This window comes from Pseudarthrobacter sp. P1, assembly GCF_050156935.1.
In the GTDB taxonomy this organism is placed as follows: domain Bacteria; phylum Actinomycetota; class Actinomycetes; order Actinomycetales; family Micrococcaceae; genus Specibacter.
In genome coordinates this window covers 2470776-2496039 of record NZ_CP189584.1, presented here as the reverse complement: position 1 = coordinate 2496039, position 25264 = coordinate 2470776, and the positions used below count along the sequence as shown (strand labels likewise).

Here is a 25264-nt window from a genome sequence, read left to right as displayed (position 1 = left end):
GGCCCAAGGACATGCCATGACACATCTTTCACTTGAACGCCTCTCGCACGGCTATGCCGACCGCCTGCTGTTGGACCGCGTCGAGCTGGACATCGCGCCCGGCGAACACGTCGCCATCATCGGCGAGAACGGTGCCGGCAAGTCCACCCTGCTGCGCCTGATGGCCGGCCTGGAGGAGCCCGACGGCGGCTCCGTCATCGTTGAGGGACCCGTGGCGTACCTGGCCCAGGTCCCCGAGGCACCGCTCGGATCCACCATCGCGGACTTCATCGACAACGCCCTGGCGGACTTCCGCGACCTTGAGGCGCGTCTGCGCGCGGCAGCCGACGCGCTCGCGGCCGGCGCCGACGTTGGTGAAGAGTACGGCTCGCTGCAGGATGAGTTTGCGCTGCGCGAGGGCTACTCCGTGGACGCCCGCCTGGATTCCGCCCTGGGGCATCTGGGTCTGGAAGGTCTGGACAGGACGCGGCCGCTGGACTCCCTCTCCGGCGGTGAACGGCAGCGCCTGGCCCTGGCCGCGCTGTTGGCGGATCCGCCGCCCATCATGCTGCTGGACGAGCCCACCAACCATTTGGACGCGGACGCCGCCGATTGGCTGGAGGCCCGCCTTGCCGCGCACCGCGGCACGGTGGTTGCCGTCACGCACGACCGCACGTTCCTGCTGCGCGTGGCCACCACGGTGATCGAGGTCGACGGCGACACCTGCTCCGTGGAGCGCTTCGGCAACGGCTACCTGGGCTATTTGGGTGAAAAGGCCGCCGCACGGGCCCGCTGGGAGCAGGACTACCAGCAGTGGCAGGATGAGCTGGCGGCCGAGCGCCTGCAGGCGGAGACCATCAGGACGAAGCTGGGCTACGGCCGCCGCCGCGATGGGGACAAGATGGCCTTCGGATTCAAGGCCGGCACCTGGGAAAAGGCTGCGGCGTCCAGGGTCCGCAACGCCCAGGAGCGGGTGCGGCGGCTTGAGGAAAACCCCGTGCCGCGCCCGCCCGAGCCGCTGCACCTCTCCGTTCCCGGCAGCGGCTCCGGCGGTGGAGCCGAAACCGGGCCTGAAGCAGGACCCGAAGCAGGATCCGCCGCGGGCCCGCGGGTGGTTGCCCGGGAGTTTTCCATCCAGGCCCGCGACGTATCCGTGGCGCGGCGGCTGCATGTACCCTTCTTCGAGGTCCGCCCCGGGGAAAAGGTGATGGTTGCCGGACCCAACGGCGCCGGCAAATCGACCCTGTTGGACGTGCTGGCCGGGGCCGCGACGCCGGACAGCGGATCCGTCCAGCGGATCGGTGCCGTGGGATACCTGCCGCAGGAGCTGCATGCCCCGGCCCATCCGCACCAGCGGCTGCTGCCGGCCTTCCTGGCGGGCATGGTGGGGGACATCGATGAGCTGGCGGACAGGCTGCTCCGCCTAGGCCTGTTCAAGACGAGCGATTTCCACCTGCCGGTCGGCTCGATGTCCGCCGGCCAGCGCCGGCGTCTTGCGCTGGCCAGGCTGCTCGCCGTCGAACACGACACCATCCTAATGGACGAGCCCACCAACCACCTGGCCCCGCTGTTGGTGGGCGAATTGGAGCAGGCGCTTGCCGACTTCGACGGAGCATTGGTGCTGGTCAGCCACGATCGTGCGCTCCGCCGTTGGTTCGACGGGCAGGGCGGGGCACGGCTCGTGGAGCTTCAATCAGGGTCCCTGATCCCGGACGCCGTACCGGCCAGTACGGTGTGATGCGGAGCACGACGCCGAATTAAAGGGGTAAAGTAGACGCGGCCCACCGAACGGTCGCTCTGCCCTACGAAGGCGGTTGGACGCGGCGGGCCGCCCCACGATCTAAGGATTTTGCATGAGCCAACCGTCGACTGACCAACTGTCCAAGGGCACCGATCTCGGCAACGCCGCCGATCTTGATTCGGGCTCCATCACAGCGGAGGGCTACAAGCGCACCCTCTCCCGCCGCCATGTCACGATGATTGCCATGGGTGGCGCCATCGGCGTCGGCCTGTTCATGGGCGCCGGCGGACGGCTGGCCTCCACCGGCCCCGCACTGGTGTTCTCCTACGCCATCGCCGGTGTGATCGCCTACCTGCTGATGCGTGCCCTGGGTGAATTGATCATGTACCGGCAGACCTCCGGTTCCTTCGTCTCCTATGCGGGCGAGCTCTTCGGCAAGAAGGGCGCCTTCCTCTCCGGCTGGATGTATTTCATCAACTGGGCCATGACGGGCATTGCCGAGCTCATTGCCATTGGCCTGTACTTCCAATTTTTCTTCCCCGGCGTCCCCGTGGAAGCCAGCGCCATCTGCGCGCTGGTGCTCCTGGTGGCCGTGAACCTGCTCAGCGTCAAGGCCTTTGGCGAGTTTGAGTTCTGGGCCTCGTGCCTGAAGGTGGGAGCCATTGTGGCCTTCCTGGCGGTGGGCACCTTCATGGTGGTCACCAACGCCCAGGTGGGCGACCGCCACGCCTCGGTGGGCAACCTCTTCAGTGCTGAAGGCGGCATGTTCCCCAAGGGCGGCCTGGTGATGATCCTGGTGCTGAACGCGGTGATCTTCGCCTACAACGCCATCGAACTGGTCGGCATCACCGCCGGCGAAATGCAGGACCCGGCCCGCGAGGTGCCCAAGGCGATCCGCGCCGTCGTCGTCCGCATTGTGGTCTTCTACGTTGGCTCGGTGACTCTGCTGGCCATGCTGATGCCCTCGGACCACTACAAGTCCGGCGAGAGCCCGTTCGTGACCGTGTTCGGCGCGATGGGTCTGGGCTGGGTGGGTTCGGTGATGAACTTTGTGGTCATCACCGCGGCCCTGTCCTCCTGCAATTCCGGCTTGTACTCGATTGGCCGCATTTTCCGCACCATGGCCAACAACGGCCACGCGCCGCAGTGGTTGACGAAGATGTCTTCCCGCTACGTGCCCTACGCCGCCATCCTGAGCATCGCCGCGGTGTACCTGGTGGGCATTCTGCTCAACATCTGGCTGGGTGGCTCGCACGCCTTCGACCTGGCGCTGAACACGGCCTCCATCGGCGTGATCTTCACCTGGGGGTCCATCTTTGCCAGCCAGATCATGCTGCGCAAGAAGAAGGGCAACGTGTCCTCGCTGCCCATGCCGGGATCCCCGTGGACCAGCTGGGTGGGACTGATTGCGCTGCTGGCCATCACCGTGCTGATCGGCTTCGACACCATGACCGACAAGGCCACCGGCGAGGTCTTCCTGTTGGGTCTGTGGACGCTTGCCACCATCCCGTTCTTCGCCGTCGTGCTTTGGCTCGGCTGGCAGAAGGTCAAGAACAACGAGCCCAAGAGCGAGCTCTTCAGCTAGTCTTCCGCCCGCCCAACTAGTGTAGTGTCTCAGTTTTGCTTGACGGCTTGGAGCGCAACCCGGCCACGAGCCACTTTTTCCAGGATCGACTCCGCATCCGCGGTCCACACCAAAGGCTTCGGGTCGGCATTGTTCACCTCGATGTATTCCTCGATCTTCGCAATCAAATCAGGCACTGAATGAAAGACCCCACGGCGTAGCGCCTTCTCCGTCAACTCCCTGAACCACCGCTCCACCAGGTTCAACCACGAGGATGAGGTCGGGGTGAAATGCAGGTGGAACCGTGGGTGTTTGGCCAGCCACGCCTTCACGTTCGCATGCTTGTGCGTCGCGTAGTTGTCGATGACCAGGTGGATCTGAAGGCCGGCCGGGACTTCCTTTTCAATGGTTTTCAGGAACACCAGGAATTCATCGTGGCGGTGCTTGGGAACGCAGGAGCCGATGACCTTTCCGGTTGCGACCTCCAGGGCCGCGAAGAGCGTGGTGGTTCCGTTGCGCTTGTAGTCGTGGGTCATCGTCCCGGCCCGCCCCCTGGTCATCGGCAACGACGGCTGGGAGCGGTCCAGGGCCTGGATGGAGGTCTTCTCGTCCATGCAGAACACGATCGCGTTCTCCGGTGGGTTCAAATACAGTCCGCACACGTCGATGAGCTTTTCCTCGAACTTCGGGTCCGTGGAGAGTTTGAAGGTCTTCACCAGATGCGGTTTCAACCCGCGGGCAGACCAGATGCGTTGCACCTGCGCCGGGGAGACCCCGGTCTTCGCGGCCATGGTGCGCACCGACCATGCGTGTGTCCCTCAGGCTTTGAGTTCTGTGTCAGCTCAACGATTTCGTCGATCGTCGACTGCGGGATCACCGGTTTGCGTCCCCGCCCGCCACGCACCTTCCCGAGCTTGGTCAGGCCTTCCTCGGCGAAGCGGGTACGCCAGGAGCGCACCGTGCCCGGGGTGATGCCCACCACCCGGGCGATCCACTCGTTGGCCAGGCCCTCGGCGGCCATCAGCAGAACCTGCGCCCGCTGCACCTCCCGGTGGGAGGCCACCTGGGATGCGGCCAGCGCTTCCAGGACGGTGCGCTGGGCGTCGGTAAGGGCCAGGGCGGGTGCTGGATTCGACATGATCCCAGCCTAAACCCAAAGTCATTAACTATTTTGGAGACACACCACTAGGTGACAGTTATCGCACGTTCCGAGGCTCGGAGCGTGCGATAACTGTTACTCAGTTGGCGTGGTGGTTGACCGGCCCGGCGCCGGCATGGAATATTTATAGAACGAACGGTCGGTAAATTGGCGGCCGGGGTGCGGCGGGACGATGGTGCCCGCCTTACGAATCGTTTGAAGGGTGTTCGCATGGCCGCTGAATCTTCCTCTCCACAAGCCTTCCTGGTGGGCGGTGTCCGCACGCCGGTGGGCCGCTACGGCGGTGCCCTCTCCAGTGTCCGCCCGGACGACCTCGCCGCCCTGACCGTCCGGGATGCCGTGCTGCGCGCCGGAGTCGACCCGGCCGACGTCGACGAGGTCATCTTCGGCAACGCCAACGGTGCCGGTGAGGAGAACCGCAACGTGGCCCGGATGGCGTGGCTGCTGGCCGGATTCCCCGACTCCGTCCCCGGCATCACCGTGAACCGGCTGTGCGCGTCGGGCATGAGCGCCATCACCATGGCCTCCCACATGATCAAGGCCGGTGCCGCCGACATTGTGGTGGCCGGTGGCGTGGAGTCCATGTCGCGGGCGCCGTGGGTGATGGCCAAGCCGGAGAAGGCCTTTGCCAAGCCGGGGGAGTCCTACGACACCTCCATCGGCTGGCGCTTCCCCAACCCCGCCTTCCTCTCCGGCGAGTACTCCCGCGGCGGCAAGGCCACCTATTCGATGCCTGAAACCGCTGAGGAAGTGGCCCGCGTCTACGGCACCTCCCGCGAGGACTGCGACGCCTTCGCCGTCCGCTCCCACGAGCTGGCACTGGCCGCCATCGCCGCCGGCAATTTCGCCCGCGAGATCGTTCCGGTGACCGTCAAGGGCCGCAAGGGCGACACCCTCGTCGACACGGACGAGGGTCCCCGCGCCGGCACCACCATGGACGTGCTCTCGGGCCTGCGCCCCGTGGTCAAAGGCGGCTCCGTGGTCACCGCGGGCAACGCCTCCTCGCTCAACGACGGCGCCTCCGCCGTCGTCGTCGCCTCCGAACGGGCCATCGCCAAGTACGGACTCACCCCGCGCGCCCGTGTGCTGGACGGCGCCTCCGCCGGCCTGGCGCCGGAGATCATGGGGATGGGCCCGGTGCCGTCCTCCCGCAAGGTGCTGGAGCGCCAGGGCATCAGCGTGGGCGAGCTGGCCGCCGTCGAACTCAACGAGGCCTTTGCCTCCCAGTCACTGGCCAGCATGCGCGAGCTCGGGATCGACCCGGAGATCGTGAACACCTGGGGCGGCGCCATCGCGCTGGGGCACCCGCTGGGCTCCTCCGGTTCGCGGATCGCCATCACGCTGATGTCCCGGATGGAGGCCCTGGGCGGCGGCGCGGGGCGCAAGCTGGGCCTGGCCACCATGTGCGTGGGCGTCGGACAGGGCGCCGCGCTGCTGCTGGAGGGGGTCTAGTGGCTGGCGTGGCCGACTTGACCGACGACGCCGGGCAGTTGGCGGACGACGCGCAGTTGGCGGACGACGGCGGTGCGCGCCTGCCGGTGGACGGTTTCGGCACGCTGCTGGTCGCCGAGGGCGCGGACCGCGTGTCCGTGCAGCTCAACCGGCCCGCCGTGCGCAACGCCATCGACCAGGCCATGGTGGACGAGCTCCACCTGGTGTGCGCGTACCTGGAATCCGCGCCCAAGATCCTGATCATTTCCGGGGCGCCGGGCGATCTGTCCACGGGGGCCAAGGGGATTTTCGCCTCCGGCGCCGACATCGCCCAGCTGCGCGAACGCCGCCGCGACGATGCCTTGGCGGGCATCAACTCCGGCATCTTCGACCGCATCGCCAAGCTGCCCATGCCCGTGATTGCCGCGCTGGACGGCTACGCGCTGGGCGGCGGCGCCGAGCTGGCCTATGCCGCGGACTTCCGGCTCGGCACGCCCGAGCTGCGGATGGGCAACCCGGAAACCGGGCTGGGCATCATGGCCGCCGCCGGTGCCACCTGGCGGCTCAAGGAATTGGTGGGGGAAGCCGTGGCCAAGGAGATCCTGCTGGCCGGCAAGATCCTTCGCGGCGAGGACTGCCTGCGCGTCGGGCTCATCACCGAGCTGGTGCCGTCCACGGAGCTGCTGGCCGCCGCCAACGCCCTGGCCGACAGGATTGCCGCGCAGGATCCGCTGGCCGTGCGGATTTCCAAGGCGGTGTTCCACGCCCCGCGCTCGGCCCACCCCATGATCGACACCCTGGCCCAGGGGATGCTCTTTGAATCCCAGGCCAAGTTTGACCGCATGCAGGACTTTCTCGACAAGAAGCACGACCGGAAGAAGAAGTGACCATGGATGATGTTGTTCCCTCCTTGCCCCGCCGCGTGGGTGTCCTGGGCGGCGGCCGGATGGGCGCCGGGATTGCGCACGCCTTCCTGGTCAACGGCTGCGATGTGCTGGTGGTGGAGCGCGACGACGACGCCGCCGCCGGCGCGCGCGAACGGGTGGAGTCCGCGGTGGCCAAGTCCGTGGAGCGCGGGTTGACCGGCAGTGTCTCGTCCTTCGTATCCCGGCTGACCGTGTCCACCGATTACGCCGGCTTTGCCGACCGGGACCTGGTGGTGGAGGCGGTCCCGGAGATCTGGGACCTGAAGGTGTCCTCGCTGCAGGGGGTGGAGAAGCACTTGGCACCGTCGGCCTTCCTGGCGTCCAACACGTCCTCGCTGTCGATGTCCGGGCTGGCGGCCGAGCTGGAGCGCCCGCAGAACTTCATTGGCCTGCACTTCTTCAACCCGGTCCCGGCGTCCACGCTGATCGAGGTGGTCATCGCCAAGCAGACCCTGCCGGCGCTGGTGGATTCCGCACGCGGCTGGGTGGCCGGGCTGGGCAAGACCGCCGTCGTCGTGAACGACGCGCCGGGGTTCGCCTCCTCCCGGCTGGGGGTGGCCATCGCGCTGGAGGCCATGCGCATGGTGGAGGAGGGTGTGGCGTCCGCCGAGGACATCGACAACGCCATGGTGCTCGGCTACAAGCACCCCACCGGGCCGTTGAAGACCACCGACATTGTGGGGCTGGATGTGCGGCTGGGAATTGCCGCGTATTTGCATTCCACGCTGGGCGAGCGTTTTGCGCCGCCGCAGATATTGCGCGATAAAGTGGCCCGCGGTGAATTGGGCCGGAAAAGCGGAAAAGGGTTTTATGACTGGGCGTAGCTGATTGCCCGTCCCGCTGGACGAGCTTGCCCCCGGTGATCGAGCTTGTCGAGATCCGGCCGCCCCTGGTGGTCGAGCGAAGCCGAGACCTCCCGCACCCGACGGCGGTGGCCGGGGCCGGCGAGGCCGGTCCCACCCCGCTGGTCGGGCTTGTCGAGACCGGACCCACGGAATTTGCCCTGCCATCTTCGCGACAATCCCGCGGGCCCGGTATAAAGCACAATCAATGGCCCTTGTTTCCTGCACAGGCACCTCCAGGCGCCCTTTTATCCACAGATTGATTTCATTTAGTTCTGCCTCTGTTCCCTGCTTTTCGAAACAATTAGAATATGTGTATGGATTGGTTTGACGGCACCGCCCAAGGGCGTGGACAGGGCACCGAGGCAGCGGACGCCGCTGTCAGTGCCAGCGCCCGCCCGGGCCAGGCCGGCTCCTGTCCAGGTGGTGGTCCACCCGCAGCGGATGCCGCGGACTTCCACTTGCACGCCGTGCTCCGCCTCGCTCTGGCCGCCGCCGCCCACGCCGGTCCCGCCGGGTTCGGCCCCGCCGCGCTCGGCCTGGCCGCGCAGACGGACGTGCAACTGGCCACCAGGGCCGCCCAGCTCGAATCCCTCGCCCGCCACCTGGGCGCCCTGCAACTCCAGTACGCCGGGGAACTCGCCGCCCGCACCCGGGCCGGCCGGTACCGGGCCACCGGTGCCGCGAACCCGATCGCAATGCTCGCCGAGACCCTGCAGATCTCCGGCCGGGAGGCGGCCCACCGCATCTCTTTGGCCGGGGACCTGCTGCCCGTGCTCGACCCGATCAGCGCCCGCACCATCCCGGCCCGCCTGCCGGCTCTGGCCGAAGCGGTCCTGTCCGGGCGGTGTTCCCAGGAGGCCGCACTGGTCGTCTCCTCCTACACCGCCCAGGCCTCGCACCTGGCCGACGGCGGCCGGATCACCCTGCACGACGTGCGCAAGGTCGAAACGGCGCTGACGGCCCTGGCGGTGGCGGAGCGGCCCGAACTGCTCAGGGAGTGCGCGCACCGGACCATCAACCTGCTGGACCCGGACGGGCAGCAACCCACCGAGGCCGAGCTGCTGGCCAAGGAAGGCATCCGGTTCGCCCGCCCGCGCCGGGGCCTGGTCTCCTTCACTGGGCACCTGACCGTCCCGGACTACGAGGAGCTCATGGCCGCGATCGGCACCGGCACCAACCCGCGTCAGACCCGCGGCACCAGCCCCGCGGGCGGGACCGCGGACGGCATGACCAGCGATGCGGCCCGTACCGGGGATCCATCATTGTTCGACTCCCTTGAGTCCCCCGCCGGATCGATGCCCGACTGGGCCAGGGATCCCGAAGCGGGTGGCACTGCGGGAGCAACACCAAGAGGCGAAGGTCACGCCGCAGCCGCACCGGGGGTGGTGGACTCCAGCCACGAAACCCAGGACGCCGGCGAAGACCCGGACGGGTGCGGTGGCGACCAGGCCGTGAAGGACCGCCGGCCCCGCCCCCAGGCCCTGCTGCACACCCTCTTGGACTGCGTGAAGCTCGCCTCCCGCACCGACACCCTGCCCGACAATGGCGGGCTGCGCCCGCAACTGTTCATCACCATGACCCTGGCCGAACTCACCGCCGGGCTCGGCAACGCCCTGCTGCCCCACGCTGGATCCACGTCCATCGCTTCGATCCGGCAGGCCGCCTGCGACGCGGACATCATCCCCGCCGTGCTGGGCGCGGCCGGGGAAATCCTGGACGTCGGACGCAGCCAGCGCCTCGTCCCGCCACCGCTGCGCAAGGCCCTGGTCATCAGGGACCACGGCTGCGCGTTCCCGGGCTGCACCCTGCCCCTGCAGTGGACCGAGGCCCACCACATCGTGCCCTGGATCGAGGGCGGGGAAACCTCCCTGGCCAACTGCGTGCTGCTGTGCAGCTTCCACCACCACCTGCTCCACCACACCGACTGGGCGGCCACCATGGTCAAGGGCCGGCCCTGGTTCATCCCGCCGATGGCCCTGGACATCTTCCAGCGCCCCCGACGCAACCACGTCCACGACCCCTCGCCCATCCGCATCACCCCACACCCGCCAAGTCGGCGGTAATCAGGGCGGCTGTGCGCCATCGACATAGGGACCATAAGCGGGACGCCGTCCCGACGATTAGGGTGGATCCATGGCACGCTCCGACTACGCACCGATTGAACCCATCACGCTCCGCGGCAAGTACGTCACGCTGGAACCGCTCAGCGAGGAGCACCACGATGGCCTTGTTGACGCCGTCTGCGACGGCGAGCTGTGGAACCTTTGGTACACACAGGTGCCCCGGCCGGAAGACATGATGGCCGAGATCCTGAACCGGCTGGATCGGCAGGAAACGGGCACGTTCCTGCCGTTCGCCACCCGGTTGAATGATCCGGAAACCGGCGCGCCGGGCAAGGTCATCGGCATGACCAGCTACTGCAACATCGACCGCGTCCTGCCCCGGCTGGAGGTCGGCTACACGTGGAACGCGGCCAGTGTCCAGGGCACGGGCACCAACCCCGACAGCAAGCGCCTGCTGCTGGCCCATGCCTTTGAGGTGCTCGGCTGCGAGGCGGTGGAGTTCCGCACGCACTGGATGAACCAGCAGTCACGGACCGCCATTGCACGCTTGGGCGCCAAGCAGGACGGCGTGATCCGCTCGCACACTCGCATGCCGGACGGTTCGCTGCGGGACACCGTCATTTTCTCCATCATCGCCTCGGAATGGCCCATGGTCCGCAACGGACTGGACCTCCGGCTGGCCAAGGCACGCCCATGAGCGCGGAACCGTATTGGGAGGGTGCCGTCAATGCCCGGTTGCTGCTCGGCGACATCTACCGGATGGGCCGCAGCGAGTGGCTGACGGAAAAGGGTTGGCAGCAGGCCTACGACGACGGCGTCAGGACAGTCATCGACCTCCGCAACGAGGGGGAGCGGGTTAGGCGCCCGACGGACCCGGTGGTGGGAGAGGCGGCCATGGCGCGTTTCGCCGTCGTGCATTGCCCCACGGAGAACCCCGAGAACGAGGAATTCAAGGTGATCTGCAAGCCGTACCTGAACCACCCGCGGTCCTATGCGGACAACGTGCGGATCTTCCCCGGGCTTGTGGCCGGTGTATTCAAGGAATTGGCTGCCGCCGAGGGCAAGGTGGTGGTGCATTGCTCGGCAGGGCGGGACCGGACGGGGCTGATTGCCACGCTGCTGTTGCGCCTGGCCGGTGCCGATGACGCGCAGATCGCCCTCCACTATGAGCTTTCGGCCCGAAGCATCAATGACTGGCATCTGATCAGCCCGGTGAAGCACCCGCACGAGCGCTATCTGGACGAGGAGGAGCTGGCGCCGGTGCTTCAGAGCAGGCTGGCCGCGCTGGAACGCTTTGCCGATGCGCTGGATGTGGAAGAGTTCCTGCTGGCCAATGGGCTGGCTGCGGCGGAAGTGGCGCGGCTGAAGGCGCGGCTGGCCGACGGGTCGTAACCGGATAGGGTGCGGCCGCCGGGTCCGCGGGGTTTCGACAGGCTCAACCACCGGTTTTGACGGGCCCGGCCACCGGAGGTCAGGGTGCCAGATGCGCCTTGGGGTTGGGCTTGTCCAGGATCAGGTTGCTGATGCGCATGGTGCACAGGCGCTCGCCCGCCTCGTTGGTCAGCAGGACCTCGTGCGTGGTCATGGTGCCGCCGAGGTGGATGGCGGTGGCCGTGATGGTGACCAGCCCGGACCGTGCGGATTTGTGGTGGGTGGCGGAGACGTCCACGCCCACGGCGGTCTTGCCCAAGGTGCTGGCGTGGATGACGGCGGCCCAAGAGCCCACGGCCTCGCCGACGGCCAGGGAGGCCCCGCCGTGCAGGAGCCCGAACGATTGCCGGTTGCCCTCCACCGGCATGGTGGCGACCACGCGCTGCGCTGACTCCTCAAGGATCTGGACGCCCATTTTGACGTCGAGCTCGCCGAGGACGATCTTCCAGGGCTGGTGCGCTGCTTCGCTCACGGTGTTCCTTCGGGACGGGGCTGAGGTGGGGTGGAAAGTTTCCAGTGTGCAGATACGGAAGGTACTGTACTCTGGTCATATTACTGAACGTACGGTCAGTATATCGCTAAAGTCTTTCCGCTGCCCGAGCGTTGGCGGATGTGGGTTGAAAGGATAAACCGACAATGACGCCGACTCTTCTTGGTGTTGAACGTGATGTTGAAACTGTCCCGAGCTTTATCCAGGACTCCTGGTGGACGCCGGGAGGCGTGGCCGCCGGGGTTCCGGTGCGCGATGCCAGCACCGGGGAGGTGCTGGCCACGGTCAGCACGGAGGGGCTGGACCTGGGCGCCGCGGTGGAGCATGCGCGGACGGTGGGCCAGCGGGAGCTGGGCAAGCTGACGTTCCACCAGCGCTCGCTGAAGCTCAAGGAGCTGGCCCAGTACCTCAACGGCCGGCGCCAGGAGCTCTACGAGCTCTCCGCCCGCACGGGTGCCACCAAGATCGATTCCATGGTGGACATCGACGGCGGCATCGGCGTGCTGTTCACCTTCAGTTCCAAGGGCCGTCGCGAGCTCCCCAACTCCAACGTGGTGGTGGATGGTGCCGCGGAGGTGCTGTCCAAGGATGGCTCGTTCATCGGCCAGCACATCTTCACCCGCATTCCCGGGGTGGCCGTGCAGATCAACGCCTTCAACTTCCCCGTCTGGGGCATGCTGGAGAAGCTGGCCCCCGCGTTCATCGCCGGTGTGCCGACCATCGTCAAGCCGGCCACGCCCAGCGGCTACCTCGCCGCGGCCATGGTCAAGGAAATCGTCGAGTCCAACATCCTGCCGGCCGGTTCGCTGCAGCTGATTTCCGGCTCGGCCCGGACGCTGCTGGACGAGCTGGACTACCGCGACATGGTCTCCTTCACCGGTTCCGCCGCGACGGCCCGCACGCTCAAGAGCCACCCGAATGTGGTCTTTGGTGGTGTCCGGTTCACCTCCGAGACCGACTCGCTCAACGCGGCCATCCTCGGCCCGGACGCGGTGCCCGGCACGCCGGAATTCGACGCCTTCATCAAGTCAGTGGTCACGGAAATGACTGTCAAGGCCGGGCAGAAGTGCACGTCCATCCGCCGCACCATCGTCCCGAACGAGCTCCGCCAGGCCGTCATCGACGCCATCGGTGCGCGGATCGACGAGCGCGTGGTGCTGGGTGATCCCCGCGCCGAGGGCGTCACTATGGGCGCGCTGGCATCGCTGGAGCAGCTGGCCGATGTCCGTGCGGCCGTGCAAACCATGCTCGACGCCGGCGGCGAGCTGGCGTACGGATCCCTGGATGCGCCGCGGGTCACCCGGGCCGACGGCACGGTGGACGTGGCGGCCGAGGGTGCGTTCATGGCCCCGGTGCTGCTGAGCTGGGCCGATGCCGAGGCGTCGGAGGTCCACTCGCTGGAGGCGTTCGGCCCGGTGTCGAGCGTGATCGGCTACGAGACGCACGACGGCGATGTCAGCGAGGCCGTCCGGCTCGCCGCCCTGGGCGAGGGCTCCCTGGTAGCGTCCGTATGCACCAATGATCCCGAGACTGCCCGCCAGCTGGTCACAGGCATTGCCTCCCACCACGGTCGAGTCCTGGTGCTCAACCGCGAGGACGCGCGCAGCTCCACGGGCCACGGTGCCCCCGTGCCGCATCTGGTCCATGGCGGTCCGGGCCGCGCCGGCGGCGGCGAGGAGCTGGGCGGCATCCGCTCGGTGTTCCACCACATGCAGCGCACGGCCGTGCAGGGTTCGCCCAATATGCTCACGGCCGTCACCGGCGTCTGGCACACGGGCGCCGACCAGCGCCTGGCCGGGGATCCGGAGTTTGGCGGGGCGGCCGGCGTCGTCCACCCCTTCCGCAAGTCCCTGGCCGAGCTGGCCATCGGCGACGGCTTTGCCTCGCCGCTGCGCCAGGTCACGCTGGCGGACATTACGGCGTTTGCCAACAGCACGGGCGACACCTTCTATGCCCACACCAACGCCGAGGCCGCCGAGCGCAACCCGTTCTTCCCCGGCATCGTGGCGCACGGCTACCTGCTGGTTTCCTGGGCCGCGGGCCTGTTCGTGGAGCCCGCGCCGGGTCCCGTGCTGGCCAACTATGGCCTGGAGAACCTGCGCTTCATCACGCCGGTGGCGGCCGGGGATTCCATCCGCGTGACGCTGACGGCCAAGAAGATCACCCCGCGCACCACCGACGAGTACGGCGAGGTGTGCTGGGACGCCGTCATCAACAACCAGGACGGCGAGATCGTGGCGACCTATGACGTGCTGACGCTGGTGGAGAAGGAAGACACCACCTACGCCAAGTAGTTAAAGCGCGACGGCGGAACCTGGGCGGGTTTGAATGCCCGGGTGCCGCCGTTCCGCGCTTAACGGGGTGGGTCAGGAAGTGGTGGGGGGCTCGCACTCGGGGAGCTGCGCCGGATCGGCCGTGGCCTTGAACGAACCGAGGAAACCCTCCCAGCTGCCGGGCGGCGGGTTCACCGCCATGACCGTATAGATATGGGGCCCGCTAAACAAGGTCGCCTCGACGACGTTAACCACGATGCCATGGCCTGTCAGGGTGAAGGCGGTCTGGATGGCACGTTCGCCATCGACCGACACAAACTTTTCCTCAACGGCTTTCGGTGTGCTGGTCGACGATTGTGCGGCGGACGTGACGGATCCAGCGGATCCGGTCTTCAGCCGTGCGTCGAGGTCTGCGGCCGCCGGAGAGCAGGCGACCGGAATGGCGCCGACGGAGTACCCGGCGGTGGCGCTTCCGGCGTCGTCCCGATGGTCGGTTGATCTCAGGATGGTGCTGGTTGCCCATGCATCGTCCACTGTTCCCCCAAAGTCCAGTTGCGTTGCACCCACTCTTGGGCGCAGACAAACCGATCCTATCGGCAGGGCGAACCGGGAGGGCTACTTGTGCAGGCCCTGGAACGCGATGGCGATGACGTCGTCGGCCAGTGCGGTGGCGGAAATGGGCCCGCCGGGCTTGTACCACTCGACAATGGAGTTGATGGTGCCAAAGAGCAGCCGGGTGATGGTGCGGGGATCGATGTCCGTGCGCAGCGAACCGTCCTGCTGGGCGTCGGAGACCAGCGCGGCGATGGTGCGGTCGAAGGCGCGGCGGCGGAGGAGGGCCTCGCGCTCCATGGCGGTGTTGCCGCGCAGACGCAGCAGCAAGGTCACGAACGGCAGCTTGTCCGTCAGGACGTGGATGGTGCCGCGGAGGACGAATTCCAGCCGGGCGTCCGATGGGCCGGTGGTGGCGCCGTCGCGCGTGAGCACGCCCTCAAGCCCGCCCAGGGCCTCCTCCAACGCCAGCCGGAGGAGATCTTCCTTGGACGGGACGTGGTGGTAGATGGCGGACTTGGAGATGCCCAGGTTCTCCGCCAAGATGCCCATCGAGGTGGCCTCGTAGCCGTGCTTGTTGAACACTTCCACGGCAATGCGGAGCACCGACTGCTGGTCGTAACCGGGGCGGCCGCGCTTGGTGGTGGGCTGTGAAGCGGTGGAAGTGGGCATGGTCCCTAGTCTTTCACGCGGTGGTCCTACATCGTGCCGGGCCTGCCGCGGTGGGTAACATTTCGCGGCAGGCCCGGTCCCGGTGGTCTCGACGAGCTCGACGAGGAGGCCGGCTAGCCGTTGGTGCGGTGGTCGAAGATGCGGCGCAGCTTGCCGTTGGAACGCTCCAGCGTCCCCGGCTCCACCACGTCGATGGCGCAGGAGGATCCGATGTGGATCTTGATCTGCGATTTCAGCTCGGCGGCCGCGGCGGTGCGGTCGGCCGGCGCCGTGTTCTCGCGCGGCTCGATGTGGATGGTCAGCGCATCCATCCGGCCGGTGCGGGTGAGCTCCAGCTGGAAGTGCGGGCTGAGCGCGGGGATGCGCAGCGCGATCTCCTCGATCTGCGACGGGAACAGGTTAACCCCGCGCAGGATGATCATGTCATCGCTGCGGCCGGTGATGCGGGCCATCCGGCGCATGCCGGGGCGGGCGGTGCCGGGCAGGAGCCTGGTCAGGTCCTTGGTGCGGTAGCGGATGATCGGCAGCGCTTCCTTGGTCAGCGACGTGAACACCAGCTCGCCCGCTTCGCCGTCGGCCAGCACGGTGGAGTGGTCGAAGGGGTCGATGATCTCCGGGCGGAAGTGGTCCTCCCAGATGTGGTTGCCGTCCTTGGTCTCCACGGATTCGCCGGCCACGCCCGGGCCCATGACCTCCGAGAGGCCGTAGATGTCGCAGGCCTGCAGGTCCAGACCCTGCTCCAGCTCGTGGCGCATCTCCTCGGTCCACGGCTCGGCGCCGCAGACGGCGAACTTCAGCGACGTGGAGCGCGGGTCGATGCCGCGGTGCGCCATGGCGTCCATGATGGTCAGCAGGTAGGTGGGGGTGCACATGATGGCATCGGGCTCGAAGTCCTGGATCAGCTGGATCTGCTTCTCCGTCTGGCCGCCCGACATCGGAATGACGGTGGTGCCCAGGGCCTCGGCGCCGTAGTGCGCGCCCAGGCCGCCGGTGAACAGGCCATAGCCGTAGGCGTTGTGCACCTTCATGCCCGGGCGCACGCCCGAGGCGCGCATGGAGCGGGCCACCAGGGAGGCCCAGACCGCAATGTCGTTCTTGGTGTAGCCCACCACCGTGGGGCGCCCGGTGGTGCCGGAGCTGGCGTGGATGCGCACCACCTCGCTCTGCGGGACGGCAAACATGCCGAAGGGGTACTCCTCGCGGAGGTCTTCCTTGGTGGTGTACGGGAATTTCGCCAGGTCGCCGAGTTCCTTGAGGTCGCTCGGGTGGACCCCGGCGGCGTCGAACTTGCGCTTGTACAGCGGCACCCGGTCATAGGCGTAGGCCAGCGTGTGCTGCAGGCGGCCAAGCTGGAGCGATTCAAGCTCGTCGCGGCTCATGGTCTCGGCCGGATCCAGCTGGCCCGGGTCGTGGGCCGCGGAAAGCGTGCCCGCGGGGGTCTGAACTGTGCTGGCCTGTACTGCGTTGGCCTGTACTGTGCTGGTCTGAACTGCGGAGTCGGTCATCGTGGATGAACCTCTCTGTGTCGGCTGGCCGGTCCTGGGAAGGGGCGGATGCTAGCGGGTGCTGGGGGCGGGGACGGTCCGGCTGCGGCCGCGGAATTCCGCCACCACGCTCCGGTCCGGGTGTACGCCGTTGCCGGCTGGAGCGGAGGAAAGGGGATCGGCGAAGATCTGCACATCGTAGAGCCCGCTGCGGCCGTTCTGGCTGCGGCGGGTGGCGACGGCGGTGAGCCGCTGGCCGGCCCGGGTGGGGGCCAGGAAGTTGACGTCGACGCCGGCTGCCACCGTGACGGTGCTCCCGTCGCCGTCGGCGGGGTTGCAGGCCAAGGCGAACGCGGTGTCGGCAAAGGCGAAGATCATTCCGCCGTGGGCAATGCCGAAGCCGTTCATCATTTCGGCGCGCAGGGTCATGGCGATCGTGGCGTGGCCGTCCCCGTGGTCCAGCACCGTGATGCCGAGCCAGTCCGACGCCCGGTCGTCCGCCAGTATCGGGTGTTCGGCACCCGTGTCGATTGAGGCCATGTGGCGCCCCTCACTTTCCTTACCGAATGTTCATTAGGTAATACCCTATGGAGGGGTTCTGTCAATCCTCGGGCCCAGTGCGACGCGGGTGCTACGCGGGCCGTGCGGACATTTGCGGGGTGCGCGGCCACCGCAAATGTCCGCACGGCCCGCAGAGCGCCCGTGTGCCCTAAAGCAGTTTCGTGGCGCCCAGGGCGTCGGTCAGGAAGGCGAAGTCCCAGGCGCGCGTCTTCCAGCCCTCGTAGCGTCCGGAGGCCCCGCCGTGCCCGCCGTCCATCTCGATCTTGAGCAGGATCGGCTCGGTGCCGGTGCCGGTTTCGCGCAGTTTCTGCACCCACTTGGCCGGCTCAACGTAGAGCACCCGGGTGTCGTTGAAGCTGGTCACCGCGGCGATCCGCGGGTAGGCCACCGGGCGGATGTTTTCGTAGGGCGTGTAGCCCTTCATGTAGCGGTAGACCTCGGCATCCTCGATGGGATTGCCCCACTCCTCCCATTCCAGCGCGGAGAGCGGCAGCTCCGGATCCAGGATGGTGGTCAGGGCGTCCACGAACGGCACCTCGGCCAGGATGGCGGCGTACTTCTCGGGGGCCAGGTTGGCCACGGCACCCATCAGCAGGCCGCCGGCGGATCCGCCCATGGCCGCGATCCGGGCCGGGTCCACCCAGCCGGAGCCGGCCAGCCAGTCGGTGGCCGCGAGAAAGTCGGTGAAGGTGTTCTTCTTGGCCAACTTTTTGCCGTCCTCGTACCAGTGCCTGCCCATCTCGCCGCCGCCGCGCACATGCGCCACCACGAACACCACGCCGCGGTCCAGCAGGGAGAGGCGGGTGGTGGCGAAGCCGGGATCCACGCTGGACTCGTACGAGCCATAGCCGTAGACCAGGCCCGCGTTGCCGCCGTCGCGCGGCAGATCCGCCCTGCGGACCACCGACAGCGGGACCTTCACGCCGTCGGGCGCGTCGGCCCAGACCCGCTCGGCCACGTAGTCGGGCGGGTTGTAGCCGCCGAGCACGGGGGTTTCCTTGCGCAGCAGCAGCCCGCCCCCGGGGCGTGGATCCGATGCCGCCGCGGGCGGCCCGCCGGTGGGCAAAACGGTGGGCAGAACATAGTCGTACACGCGCGGCGGGGTCAGGAAGGAGGTGTAGGTGAGCCGGATCAGCGGGGACTCGTAGTCGGTGCCGCCCATGCCGGCCGTATACAGCTCCTCGTCAAAACCGGGCTCGACGGCGGGACTCTGGGCGGCGGTGCCCAGGCCCTCCAGCGGGACCACCTGGATGCGCTCGATGGTGTCTTCGCGCAGCGAGACCACCAGGTGCGTGGCGGTGACGGTGGCGCCGTTGATCCGGACGGCGTCGTCGTGCGCAATGACGGTGGCCCAGTCCTGCTCCGCCATCGGCAGGCCCACCCGGGCCGGATCCGCCAGCGAGACCATGGAGTTCACGGCGTGCCGGTTGTGCGTGAGCAGCAGCCGCTCCTCGCCGTCGAGCAGGAAGGGCTCGGCCTCGTAGAGGATGTGCTCGCTGCGCGGGATGAGCAGCGCCAGCCCGGCCGAGGGGTCATCGAAGCGCAGCAGCCGGGTCTCGGAATATTCGCTGCAGCCGATGCCCACGATCAGGTGGCGGCGGTCGGCGGAGAGCTCAAAGCCCGTCCACATCGCGACGTCGTCCTCCTGGTACAGCACCGCGTCGGCCGCCACGGGTGTGCCCAGCACATGTGCCTTGATCTGGTACGGGCGCCAGGCATCGTCGGCCAGCATGTAGTACAGGGTGCCGCCGTCGGGGGAGAAGGCCAGACCGTAGAAGACGTTCTCGATCACGTCCGCCAGCAGCTCGCCGGTGCGCAGGTCCTTGATCCGGACGGTGAAGAGCTCATCCCCGGCGTTGTCGACGGCGTAGGCGTACAGGTTGCCGTCGCGGGTCACGGCCGCGCCGCCGACGGCGAAGAACGCCTTGCCCTCGGCCTCGGCATTGCCGTCCAGCATGATCTGCTCGCCGGGGACGTCCACCCCGGGTTCCACCAGCGGAGGGGTCCAGTGCTCGACGGCGCTGCCATCGCCGTCGGCCTTGACCCGGCACTGGATGGAGTAGGCCCGCCCCTCCACCATGCGCGAGTAGTACCACCAGCCATCCTTGCGGCTGGGCACGGAGAGGTCGCTCTCCTGTGTGCGGTTCTTGATCTCGTTGAAGATGTCCGCCCGCAGCTGCTCCTGGCCGGCGGTGACGGCGTCGGTGTAGGCCTGCTCCGCCTCCAGGTGTGCCTTGACCGCGGCGCTCTCCTTGTCCCGGAGCCACTCGTAGTTGTCCGTGAAGGTGTCCCCGTGGTGCGTGCGCTCGGTGGGGATCTTGGCGGCGGTGGGCGGCTGGGGGATCAAGGCAGTCATGAGGCCAACTCTACAAAGAACGCCGGGGCCGCGCGCCCCCGGCGGCGGAACAGGGCGCGGGCAGGGCGCGGCGCTGGCGGGCCGGCGGCGGACGCTTGACGCATTTCACACCCGGCGGATATTCTGAACGAACGGTCGGTAATTATTGAGGAGCAATCATGGTGCAGAATCTCCAGGCAGTTCAGCCTGGCTCCGGAAGCCTGTCAGACGCCGATGCGGCGGGCCAGGCCCACTTTGACCGCATCATGGCGGAGGACTCCCGGATCGAGCCGCGCGACTGGATGCCTGAGGCCTACCGCAGGACCTTGGTGCGGCAGATTTCCCAGCACGCGCATTCGGAAATCATCGGCATGCAGCCGGAGGCCAACTGGATCACCCGTGCCCCCAGCCTGAAGCGCAAGTCCATCCTGATGGCCAAGGTCCAGGACGAGGCCGGCCACGGGCTCTACCTGTACTCCGCCGCGGAAACGCTGGGCACCACCCGCGACGAGATGATGGACCAGCTCATTGCCGGCAAGGCCCGCTACTCGTCCATCTTCAATTACCCCACCCTCTCCTGGGCGGACATGGGGGCCATCGGCTGGATGGTGGATGGCGCCGCCATCTGCAACCAGGTCCCGCTGTGCCGCGCCTCCTACGGACCCTACGGCCGGGCGATGGTGCGCGTGTGCAAGGAAGAGTCCTTCCACCAGCGCCAGGGCTTTGAGATCCTGCTCGAGCTGGCCCACGGCACGCCCGCGCAGCGCGAGATGGCCCAGGACGCGGTGAACCGCTGGTACGCCCCGTCCCTGATGATGTTCGGCCCGCCGGACGACGATTCGCCCAATTCCAAGCAGTCCATGGCGTGGAACATCAAGCGCTTCTCCAACGACGAGCTCCGCTCCCGGTTTGTCGGCATGATGGCCGAGCAGGTCAAGGTCCTGGGCCTGTCCCTGCCGGACCCCGAGGTCCGCCTCAACGAGGAGACGGGCAAATGGGAGCACGGGCCGCTGGATTGGGAAGAGTTCAAGGAAGTCCTGGCCGGCCGCGGCCCCTGCAACGCCCAGCGCATGGAGCGCCGCCGCGAGGCCCACGAGGACGGGGCCTGGGTCCGCGAGGCCGCAGCGGCCTACGCCGCCAAACAGGCCGCCAAAAATGACCAGCACGCACAGAAGGTTGCCTAACAATGGCCAGTGAGAACACGACGACGCCCGGCCCCACCCAGGAGCGCCACCTCTGGCCGCTGTGGGAGGTCTTTGTCCGCTCCAGCCGCGGCCTCAGCCACGTCCACGCCGGGTCTTTGCATGCTCCGGATGCCGAGATGGCGCTGCGCAATGCGCGCGACCTCTACACCCGGCGCAACGAGGGCGTGTCCATCTGGGTGGTCCCGGCCGACGCCATCGCGGCATCGGACCCCGACTCCAAGGGCTCGTTCTTCGAATCACCGCAGGGCAAGGACTACCGCCATGCCACCTACTACACCAAGAGCGAGGGCGTGAAGCACCTGTGATCCCCACCGACTCCCACTCTTCGCAAGCTCGGGGCGGGGCCCCAGCAGACCTCGACGACGTTGCGCCGGACCATGGCGGCCACGGCGCCATTTCGACAGGCGTGGCCGGGGCCGGTGCCACCGGCGACGGCTCGGCCAGCGCCACGCGCATCACGCCCGGCAACGCGCTGCGCCCGGAGGACATTGCCCTGGCCGCCCGGCAGGGTGCCGCCAAGCCCAGCGACGACGTCGCCGAATATGCCCTGCGCCTGGGCGACGACGCCCTGATCCTGGCCCAGCGGCTGGGCCACTGGATTTCCCGCGGGCCGGAGCTGGAGGAGGACATCGCCCTGGGCAACATCGCCTTGGACGAGCTGGGCCATGCCCGCTCCTTCCTGACCTACGCAGGCAGCGCCTGGGGCAAGACCGAGGATGATCTGGCCTACTTCCGCCGCGAGCCGGAGTTCCGCTCCGCGCACCTCTTCGAGCAGCCCAACGGCGATTTTGCGCTCACCATTGCACGGCAGTTCATTGCCAGCCACTACCAGTACGAGCTCTACCGCCGGCTGGTTGACTCCTCGGATGCCATGCTGGGCGCCATTGCGGCCAAGGCCGTCAAGGAGGTGGACTACCACCGCGACCACAGCACGCAGTGGGTGCTGCGCCTGGCCGGCGGAACGGACGAGTCCCGCCGCCGGATGGTTGCCGCGCTGAACCTGGTCTGGCCGTACCTTGGCGAACTCTTCGAGGACGACGAGCTGACCGCCCGGCTGGGCGGAACCGCCGTCGCGCCCTCCTCGCTGCGCGCGGACTTTGACGCACTCACCTCCGCCGTGCTGGCCGAGGCGGAACTCGACGTTCCCGCGTTGGCGATGGCCCCGGGCGGCGGACGCCAGGGCTGGCATTCGGAGCACCTGGGCTTTCTGCTGGCCGAGATGCAGGTGCTGGCCCGCGAGCACCCCGGCGCGAGCTGGTGATGGCCGTGCTGCCCCTGCAGGAACGCCCGGCTCCGGCGCCGAACGCGCAGAGCCTGGCCTGGGCCGTTGCGGCCACGGTCTGCGATCCCGAAATCCCGGTGCTGAGCATCGAGGATCTGGGCATCCTGCGCTCCGTGGTGCTGTTCGACGACGGCGGCATGGTGCCGGCCGTGCAGGTCACCATCACGCCCACCTACTCCGGCTGCCCCGCCATGGACGCCATCCGTGACGATCTGGTGGCCGCCTTCACGGCCGCCGGCTACCCCAGCGTGCATGTGGACATGGTGCTCTCGCCGGCCTGGACCACTGACTGGATGACGGAATCCGGCAAGGCCAAGCTGGAGGAGTACGGCATCGCCGCCCCCAGCGGGCGCTCGCACGCCGGCGGCCACAGCGGCGCCGTGCGGCTGGCCCTGCAGGTCAAATGCCCGCAATGCCAATCGCTCAATACCAAGGAAATCACCCGCTTCGGCTCCACCTCCTGCAAGGCGCTCTACGTCTGCCAGGACTGCAGGGAGCCCTTCGACTACTTCAAGGTGCTTTGATGACTGTTCCCGTTGATGCCGCCGCCCGCCGCCGGGCCTCCTTCCACCGGCTCACGGTCTCTGCGGTGCGGCGCCTGACGGACGACGCCGTCGAGGTGGCCTTCGCCGTCCCCGCCGAGCTGGCCGGCCACTATGACTACCTGCCCGGCCAGTACGTGGCCCTGCGCACCCAGATGCCCGACGAGTCCGGTGAGCCGCACGAGGTCCGCCGCAGCTACTCCATTTGCGCCGCCCCCGTGTCGTTCCCGGACGGCAGCTCCGAGATCCGCGTGGCCATCAAGCGGGACCTGGGCGGAGCGTTCTCCACCTGGGCCAACGCGGAGCTGGCGGCCGGCGCCGAGCTGGACGTGATGAGCCCGATGGGTGCGTTCATTTCCAAGCACGGCCGCGGCGGCACCGGGGACGGCGCCGACGACGGCGAAATCCGCAATGTGCTCAACTCCATGAACCACCCGGAGGATTTGGCCGCCCAGGCCGGTGCCTTCGTGGCCATTGCCGCCGGCTCCGGCATCACCCCGGTGATCGCCATCGCCCGCACCCTGTTGGCCGCGAACCCCGAGACGCGCTTTGACCTGATCTACGCCAACAAGGCCTCCATGGACGTGATGTTCCTAGAGGAACTGGCGGACCTGAAGGACAAGTACCCGGCCCGGCTGGCCCTGCACCACGTGCTCTCGCGCGAGCAGCGCATCGCCCCGCTGATGAGCGGGCGCTTGGATGCGGACAAGCTGGAGGCCCTGCTGGGCACAGCCATCCACAGCGACGACGTGGACGAGTGGTTCCTGTGCGGCCCGTTTGAACTGGTGCAGCTGTGCCGCGACGTGCTTCAGGAACGCGGCGTGGCCAAGGACAAGGTGCGCTTTGAACTCTTCACCACCGGCACCCCCACCAAGCCCGAGGGCCAGGCCGGCCGCCGGGTGCTGGTGGACGAGTCGGAGGAGACCTACAAGATCTCCTTCACCCTGGACGGACTGAAGGCCGAGGTGTCGAGCCCCACGCACGCCCGCGAATCCATCCTCAATGCCGCCCTGCGCGTGCGCCCGGATGTGCCGTTCGCCTGTGCCGGGGGCGTGTGCGGCACCTGCCGCGCCAAGGTGGTCTCGGGGTCCGTGCAGATGGAGGAGAACTACGCGCTGGAACCCGACGAGGTGGCGAAGGGCTATGTGCTCACCTGCCAGTCCCGCCCCACCAGCGAGTCCGTGACGGTTGACTACGATGTCTGACCGGTGGTCGAGACCCACTGGGGAACGAGACCGAGGCCCGAGCAGTGAGGAGCAAAGATGATTGAGCTGTCCATTGCCAACCACGTGGCCGAGGTGGTGCTGAATGCGCCGTCGAAGCTGAACGCCCTGGACGAGGCGGCGCTGGCCGATCTGGGCCAGGCCTACGACGACGCCGCTGCCGCCGTCGGGCGCGGCGAGGTGCGGGCGCTGCTACTCCGCGGGGAGGGCCGGGCGTTTTGCGCCGGGCGCGACATCTCCGGGGTCAGCCCGGAGACCGACGACGTGATGGGCTATCTGGGCGGCCTGGTCACCCCGCTGCTGGCGAAGATGAGCTCCTTTCCGGCGCCCACGTTCGCGGCGGCGCAGGGCGCGTGCCTCGGGGTGGGGCTGGGGCTGCTGATCGCCACGGACGTGGTGTACGTGGCGGACACGGCCAAGATCGGGTCCCCCTTTGCCAACCTGGGCGCCACGCTGGATTCGGGCGGCCACTGGCTGTTCACCGAGCGGCTGGGCGCGCACCGCACCCTGGATTTGATCTACACGGCGGAGCTGATGAGCGGCAGCCAGGCTGTGGCCTCGGGGCTGTTCAGCCGGGCGATGCCGGCGGCGGACCTGCTGGCGGCCACCCGGGCCACGGTGGCCCGGGTGGCCCAGGGCGCCACCGGCGCCTTCAACGCCAGCAAGGAATTGGTGGCCGCCATCCGCGATTCCCGGCTGGGGCTGTGGGACTCCGTGGCGGGCGAGAACAAGGCGCAGGCCCAGCTGTGCGGCAGCGCCGACTATGCGGAGGGCTTTGCCGCCTTCCAGGAAAAGAGGACTCCCGCCTTCAAGGGGCGGTGACAGGCCGGCGGTGATGGAGCCAATGGCGAAAGGAGCGGAGGCCGCACGGCCACCGCTCCTTTTGTGTTTTGTGTTAACCCTGTCCACTGGCGGCGGCACCGGAGCAGCTCAGGTGCCGCCGCCGTCGTGGCCGCTAGCGGTTGTCCAGGTCCTCGAAGATCAGGAATGTCTGGGTGTCCAGCACGCCGGGCATGGACTGCAGCTGGTCGAAGATCACCCGGCGCAGGCCCAGATTGTCCTGCGCCCGCACCAGCAGGATCACATCGAAATCGCCGCCCACCAGCGCAATGTGCGCCACCTCGGGGATCGCCCGCAGGGCCTCCTTCAGCTCACGCCAGGAATGCTGGCTGACCTTCAATGTCACGTAGGCGGAGGAGCGCAGGCCGGCCTTGACCGGATCCACCAGCGCCGTGAACTTGGTCAGCACGCCCGTGCTGGTCAGCCGGGTGATGCGCTGGTAGGCGTGGGCCCTGGAAATGTGGACGTTTTCCGCCACGGCCGTGACGGACATCCGCCCGTCCCGGGTGAGCTCGGCAATGATCTTCCGGTCGACGTCGTCGAGCGGGACTGTGGTGGTTTCATCCATGCGCAAACTCCTTGGGGTCGCTGCACGCTGCGCTCTGCACCCTGTTCGGCGGTGGCGGGAGGGCCCGCATGCACTTCGAATCGTAACGTGGCTCACAG

At 67.9% G+C, this 25264-nt stretch carries 22 protein-coding genes and 1 pseudogene; 15 read left to right on the top strand and 8 right to left on the bottom strand.

Annotated elements, in window-relative coordinates; genetic code table 11:
* Positions 1-16 precede the first annotated feature (16 nt).
* Together ACQCSX_RS11755 and ACQCSX_RS11750 are read left to right on the top strand one after the other, a co-directional pair.
* Positions 17-1717 carry an ABC-F family ATP-binding cassette domain-containing protein gene (locus ACQCSX_RS11755; protein ID WP_427015498.1) on the top strand — a complete coding sequence of 567 codons (1701 nt, stop codon included), beginning with the start codon at positions 17-19 and terminating at the stop codon, positions 1715-1717.
* A 115-nt stretch (positions 1718-1832) separates the two neighbouring features.
* Complete coding sequence (locus tag ACQCSX_RS11750; protein WP_427015497.1) at positions 1833-3305, top strand: amino acid permease; 1473 nt, start codon at positions 1833-1835, stop codon at positions 3303-3305.
* A gap of 29 nt (positions 3306-3334) precedes the next feature.
* Here ACQCSX_RS11750 and ACQCSX_RS11745 read toward each other — a convergent pair.
* Positions 3335-4422, bottom strand: a pseudogene (locus tag ACQCSX_RS11745) (IS630 family transposase).
* A 231-nt stretch (positions 4423-4653) separates the two neighbouring features.
* Between ACQCSX_RS11745 and ACQCSX_RS11740 the strand changes: the two are divergent.
* The 6 genes from ACQCSX_RS11740 to ACQCSX_RS11715 all read left to right on the top strand — a co-directional run bounded on the left by ACQCSX_RS11740 (position 4654) and on the right by ACQCSX_RS11715 (position 11100).
* Entirely contained in the window at positions 4654-5895 is a 1242-nt protein-coding gene (locus tag ACQCSX_RS11740) for a thiolase family protein (protein ID WP_427015496.1), read from the top strand.
* A gap of 80 nt (positions 5896-5975) precedes the next feature.
* The gene (locus ACQCSX_RS11735) at positions 5976-6761 is read left to right on the top strand and encodes an enoyl-CoA hydratase/isomerase family protein (protein WP_427019038.1); all 786 of its coding nucleotides are present in this window, start codon (positions 5976-5978) and stop codon (positions 6759-6761) included.
* Between the two features lie 2 nt (positions 6762-6763).
* Entirely contained in the window at positions 6764-7624 is an 861-nt protein-coding gene (locus ACQCSX_RS11730) for a 3-hydroxyacyl-CoA dehydrogenase family protein (protein WP_427015495.1), read from the top strand.
* Between the two features lie 335 nt (positions 7625-7959).
* Entirely contained in the window at positions 7960-9708 is a 1749-nt protein-coding gene (locus ACQCSX_RS11725; protein ID WP_427015494.1) for a DUF222 domain-containing protein, read from the top strand.
* Positions 9709-9778: 70 nt separating this feature from the next.
* Complete coding sequence (locus ACQCSX_RS11720; protein WP_427015493.1) at positions 9779-10405, top strand: GNAT family N-acetyltransferase; 627 nt, start codon at positions 9779-9781, stop codon at positions 10403-10405.
* Positions 10402-11100: a tyrosine-protein phosphatase gene (locus ACQCSX_RS11715; protein WP_427015492.1), complete on the top strand. Its 699-nt coding sequence runs from the start codon at positions 10402-10404 to the stop codon at positions 11098-11100. Before ACQCSX_RS11720 ends, ACQCSX_RS11715 begins: the two co-directional genes overlap by 4 nt.
* A gap of 79 nt (positions 11101-11179) precedes the next feature.
* On the opposite strand, the gene ACQCSX_RS11710 is transcribed toward ACQCSX_RS11715, so the two are convergent.
* Entirely contained in the window at positions 11180-11554 is a 375-nt protein-coding gene (locus ACQCSX_RS11710) for a PaaI family thioesterase (protein ID WP_427019037.1), read from the bottom strand.
* Between the two features lie 221 nt (positions 11555-11775).
* Between ACQCSX_RS11710 and paaZ the strand changes: the two genes are divergently transcribed.
* The gene (gene paaZ / locus ACQCSX_RS11705; protein WP_427015491.1) at positions 11776-13923 is read left to right on the top strand and encodes a phenylacetic acid degradation bifunctional protein PaaZ; all 2148 of its coding nucleotides are present in this window, start codon (positions 11776-11778) and stop codon (positions 13921-13923) included.
* A gap of 72 nt (positions 13924-13995) precedes the next feature.
* Here the strand turns inward: paaZ and ACQCSX_RS11700 are convergent, their stop codons facing one another.
* The 5 genes from ACQCSX_RS11700 to ACQCSX_RS11680 form a co-directional block, all read right to left on the bottom strand.
* On the bottom strand, positions 13996-14436 hold the full coding sequence (locus tag ACQCSX_RS11700) for a hypothetical protein (RefSeq protein ID WP_427015490.1): 441 nt from the start codon (positions 14434-14436) through the stop codon (positions 13996-13998).
* Positions 14437-14517: 81 nt separating this feature from the next.
* Positions 14518-15126 (bottom strand): TetR/AcrR family transcriptional regulator, encoded by a 609-nt coding sequence (locus ACQCSX_RS11695; RefSeq protein WP_427015489.1) that lies wholly within the window; start codon positions 15124-15126, stop codon positions 14518-14520.
* A gap of 113 nt (positions 15127-15239) precedes the next feature.
* A complete protein-coding gene (gene paaK, locus ACQCSX_RS11690) occupies positions 15240-16505 on the bottom strand; it encodes a phenylacetate--CoA ligase PaaK (RefSeq protein WP_427019036.1) in 1266 nt (421 codons plus the stop codon).
* A 177-nt stretch (positions 16506-16682) separates the two neighbouring features.
* Positions 16683-17150 carry a hotdog fold thioesterase gene (locus tag ACQCSX_RS11685; protein ID WP_427015488.1) on the bottom strand — a complete coding sequence of 156 codons (468 nt, stop codon included), beginning with the start codon at positions 17148-17150 and terminating at the stop codon, positions 16683-16685.
* 169 nt (positions 17151-17319) lie between these two features.
* A complete protein-coding gene (locus ACQCSX_RS11680) occupies positions 17320-19527 on the bottom strand; it encodes a S9 family peptidase (RefSeq protein ID WP_427015487.1) in 2208 nt (735 codons plus the stop codon).
* A gap of 155 nt (positions 19528-19682) precedes the next feature.
* On the opposite strand from ACQCSX_RS11680, the gene paaA reads away from it, so the two are divergent.
* The 6 genes from paaA to ACQCSX_RS11650 all read left to right on the top strand — a co-directional run bounded on the left by paaA (position 19683) and on the right by ACQCSX_RS11650 (position 24580).
* Positions 19683-20690, top strand: coding sequence for a 1,2-phenylacetyl-CoA epoxidase subunit PaaA (gene paaA / locus ACQCSX_RS11675; RefSeq protein ID WP_427019035.1), 1008 nt, complete (start codon positions 19683-19685; stop codon positions 20688-20690).
* 2 nt (positions 20691-20692) lie between these two features.
* Positions 20693-21016: a 1,2-phenylacetyl-CoA epoxidase subunit PaaB gene (paaB, locus tag ACQCSX_RS11670; protein ID WP_427015486.1), complete on the top strand. Its 324-nt coding sequence runs from the start codon at positions 20693-20695 to the stop codon at positions 21014-21016.
* Between the two features lie 89 nt (positions 21017-21105).
* Positions 21106-21972, top strand: a complete 867-nt coding sequence (gene paaC / locus ACQCSX_RS11665; protein WP_427019034.1) for a 1,2-phenylacetyl-CoA epoxidase subunit PaaC — start codon at positions 21106-21108, stop codon at positions 21970-21972.
* Complete coding sequence (paaD, locus tag ACQCSX_RS11660; RefSeq protein WP_427015485.1) at positions 21972-22517, top strand: 1,2-phenylacetyl-CoA epoxidase subunit PaaD; 546 nt, start codon at positions 21972-21974, stop codon at positions 22515-22517. Before paaC ends, paaD begins: the two co-directional genes overlap by 1 nt.
* Positions 22517-23740, top strand: a complete 1224-nt coding sequence (gene paaE, locus ACQCSX_RS11655; protein ID WP_427015484.1) for a 1,2-phenylacetyl-CoA epoxidase subunit PaaE — start codon at positions 22517-22519, stop codon at positions 23738-23740. Before paaD ends, paaE begins: the two co-directional genes overlap by 1 nt.
* A 57-nt stretch (positions 23741-23797) precedes the next feature.
* The gene (locus tag ACQCSX_RS11650; RefSeq protein ID WP_427015483.1) at positions 23798-24580 is read left to right on the top strand and encodes an enoyl-CoA hydratase/isomerase family protein; all 783 of its coding nucleotides are present in this window, start codon (positions 23798-23800) and stop codon (positions 24578-24580) included.
* Positions 24581-24713: 133 nt separating this feature from the next.
* Here ACQCSX_RS11650 and ACQCSX_RS11645 read toward each other — a convergent pair whose 3' ends face one another.
* Positions 24714-25166 carry an Lrp/AsnC family transcriptional regulator gene (locus tag ACQCSX_RS11645; protein ID WP_427015482.1) on the bottom strand — a complete coding sequence of 151 codons (453 nt, stop codon included), beginning with the start codon at positions 25164-25166 and terminating at the stop codon, positions 24714-24716.
* Between the last annotated feature and the right edge of the window lie 98 nt (positions 25167-25264).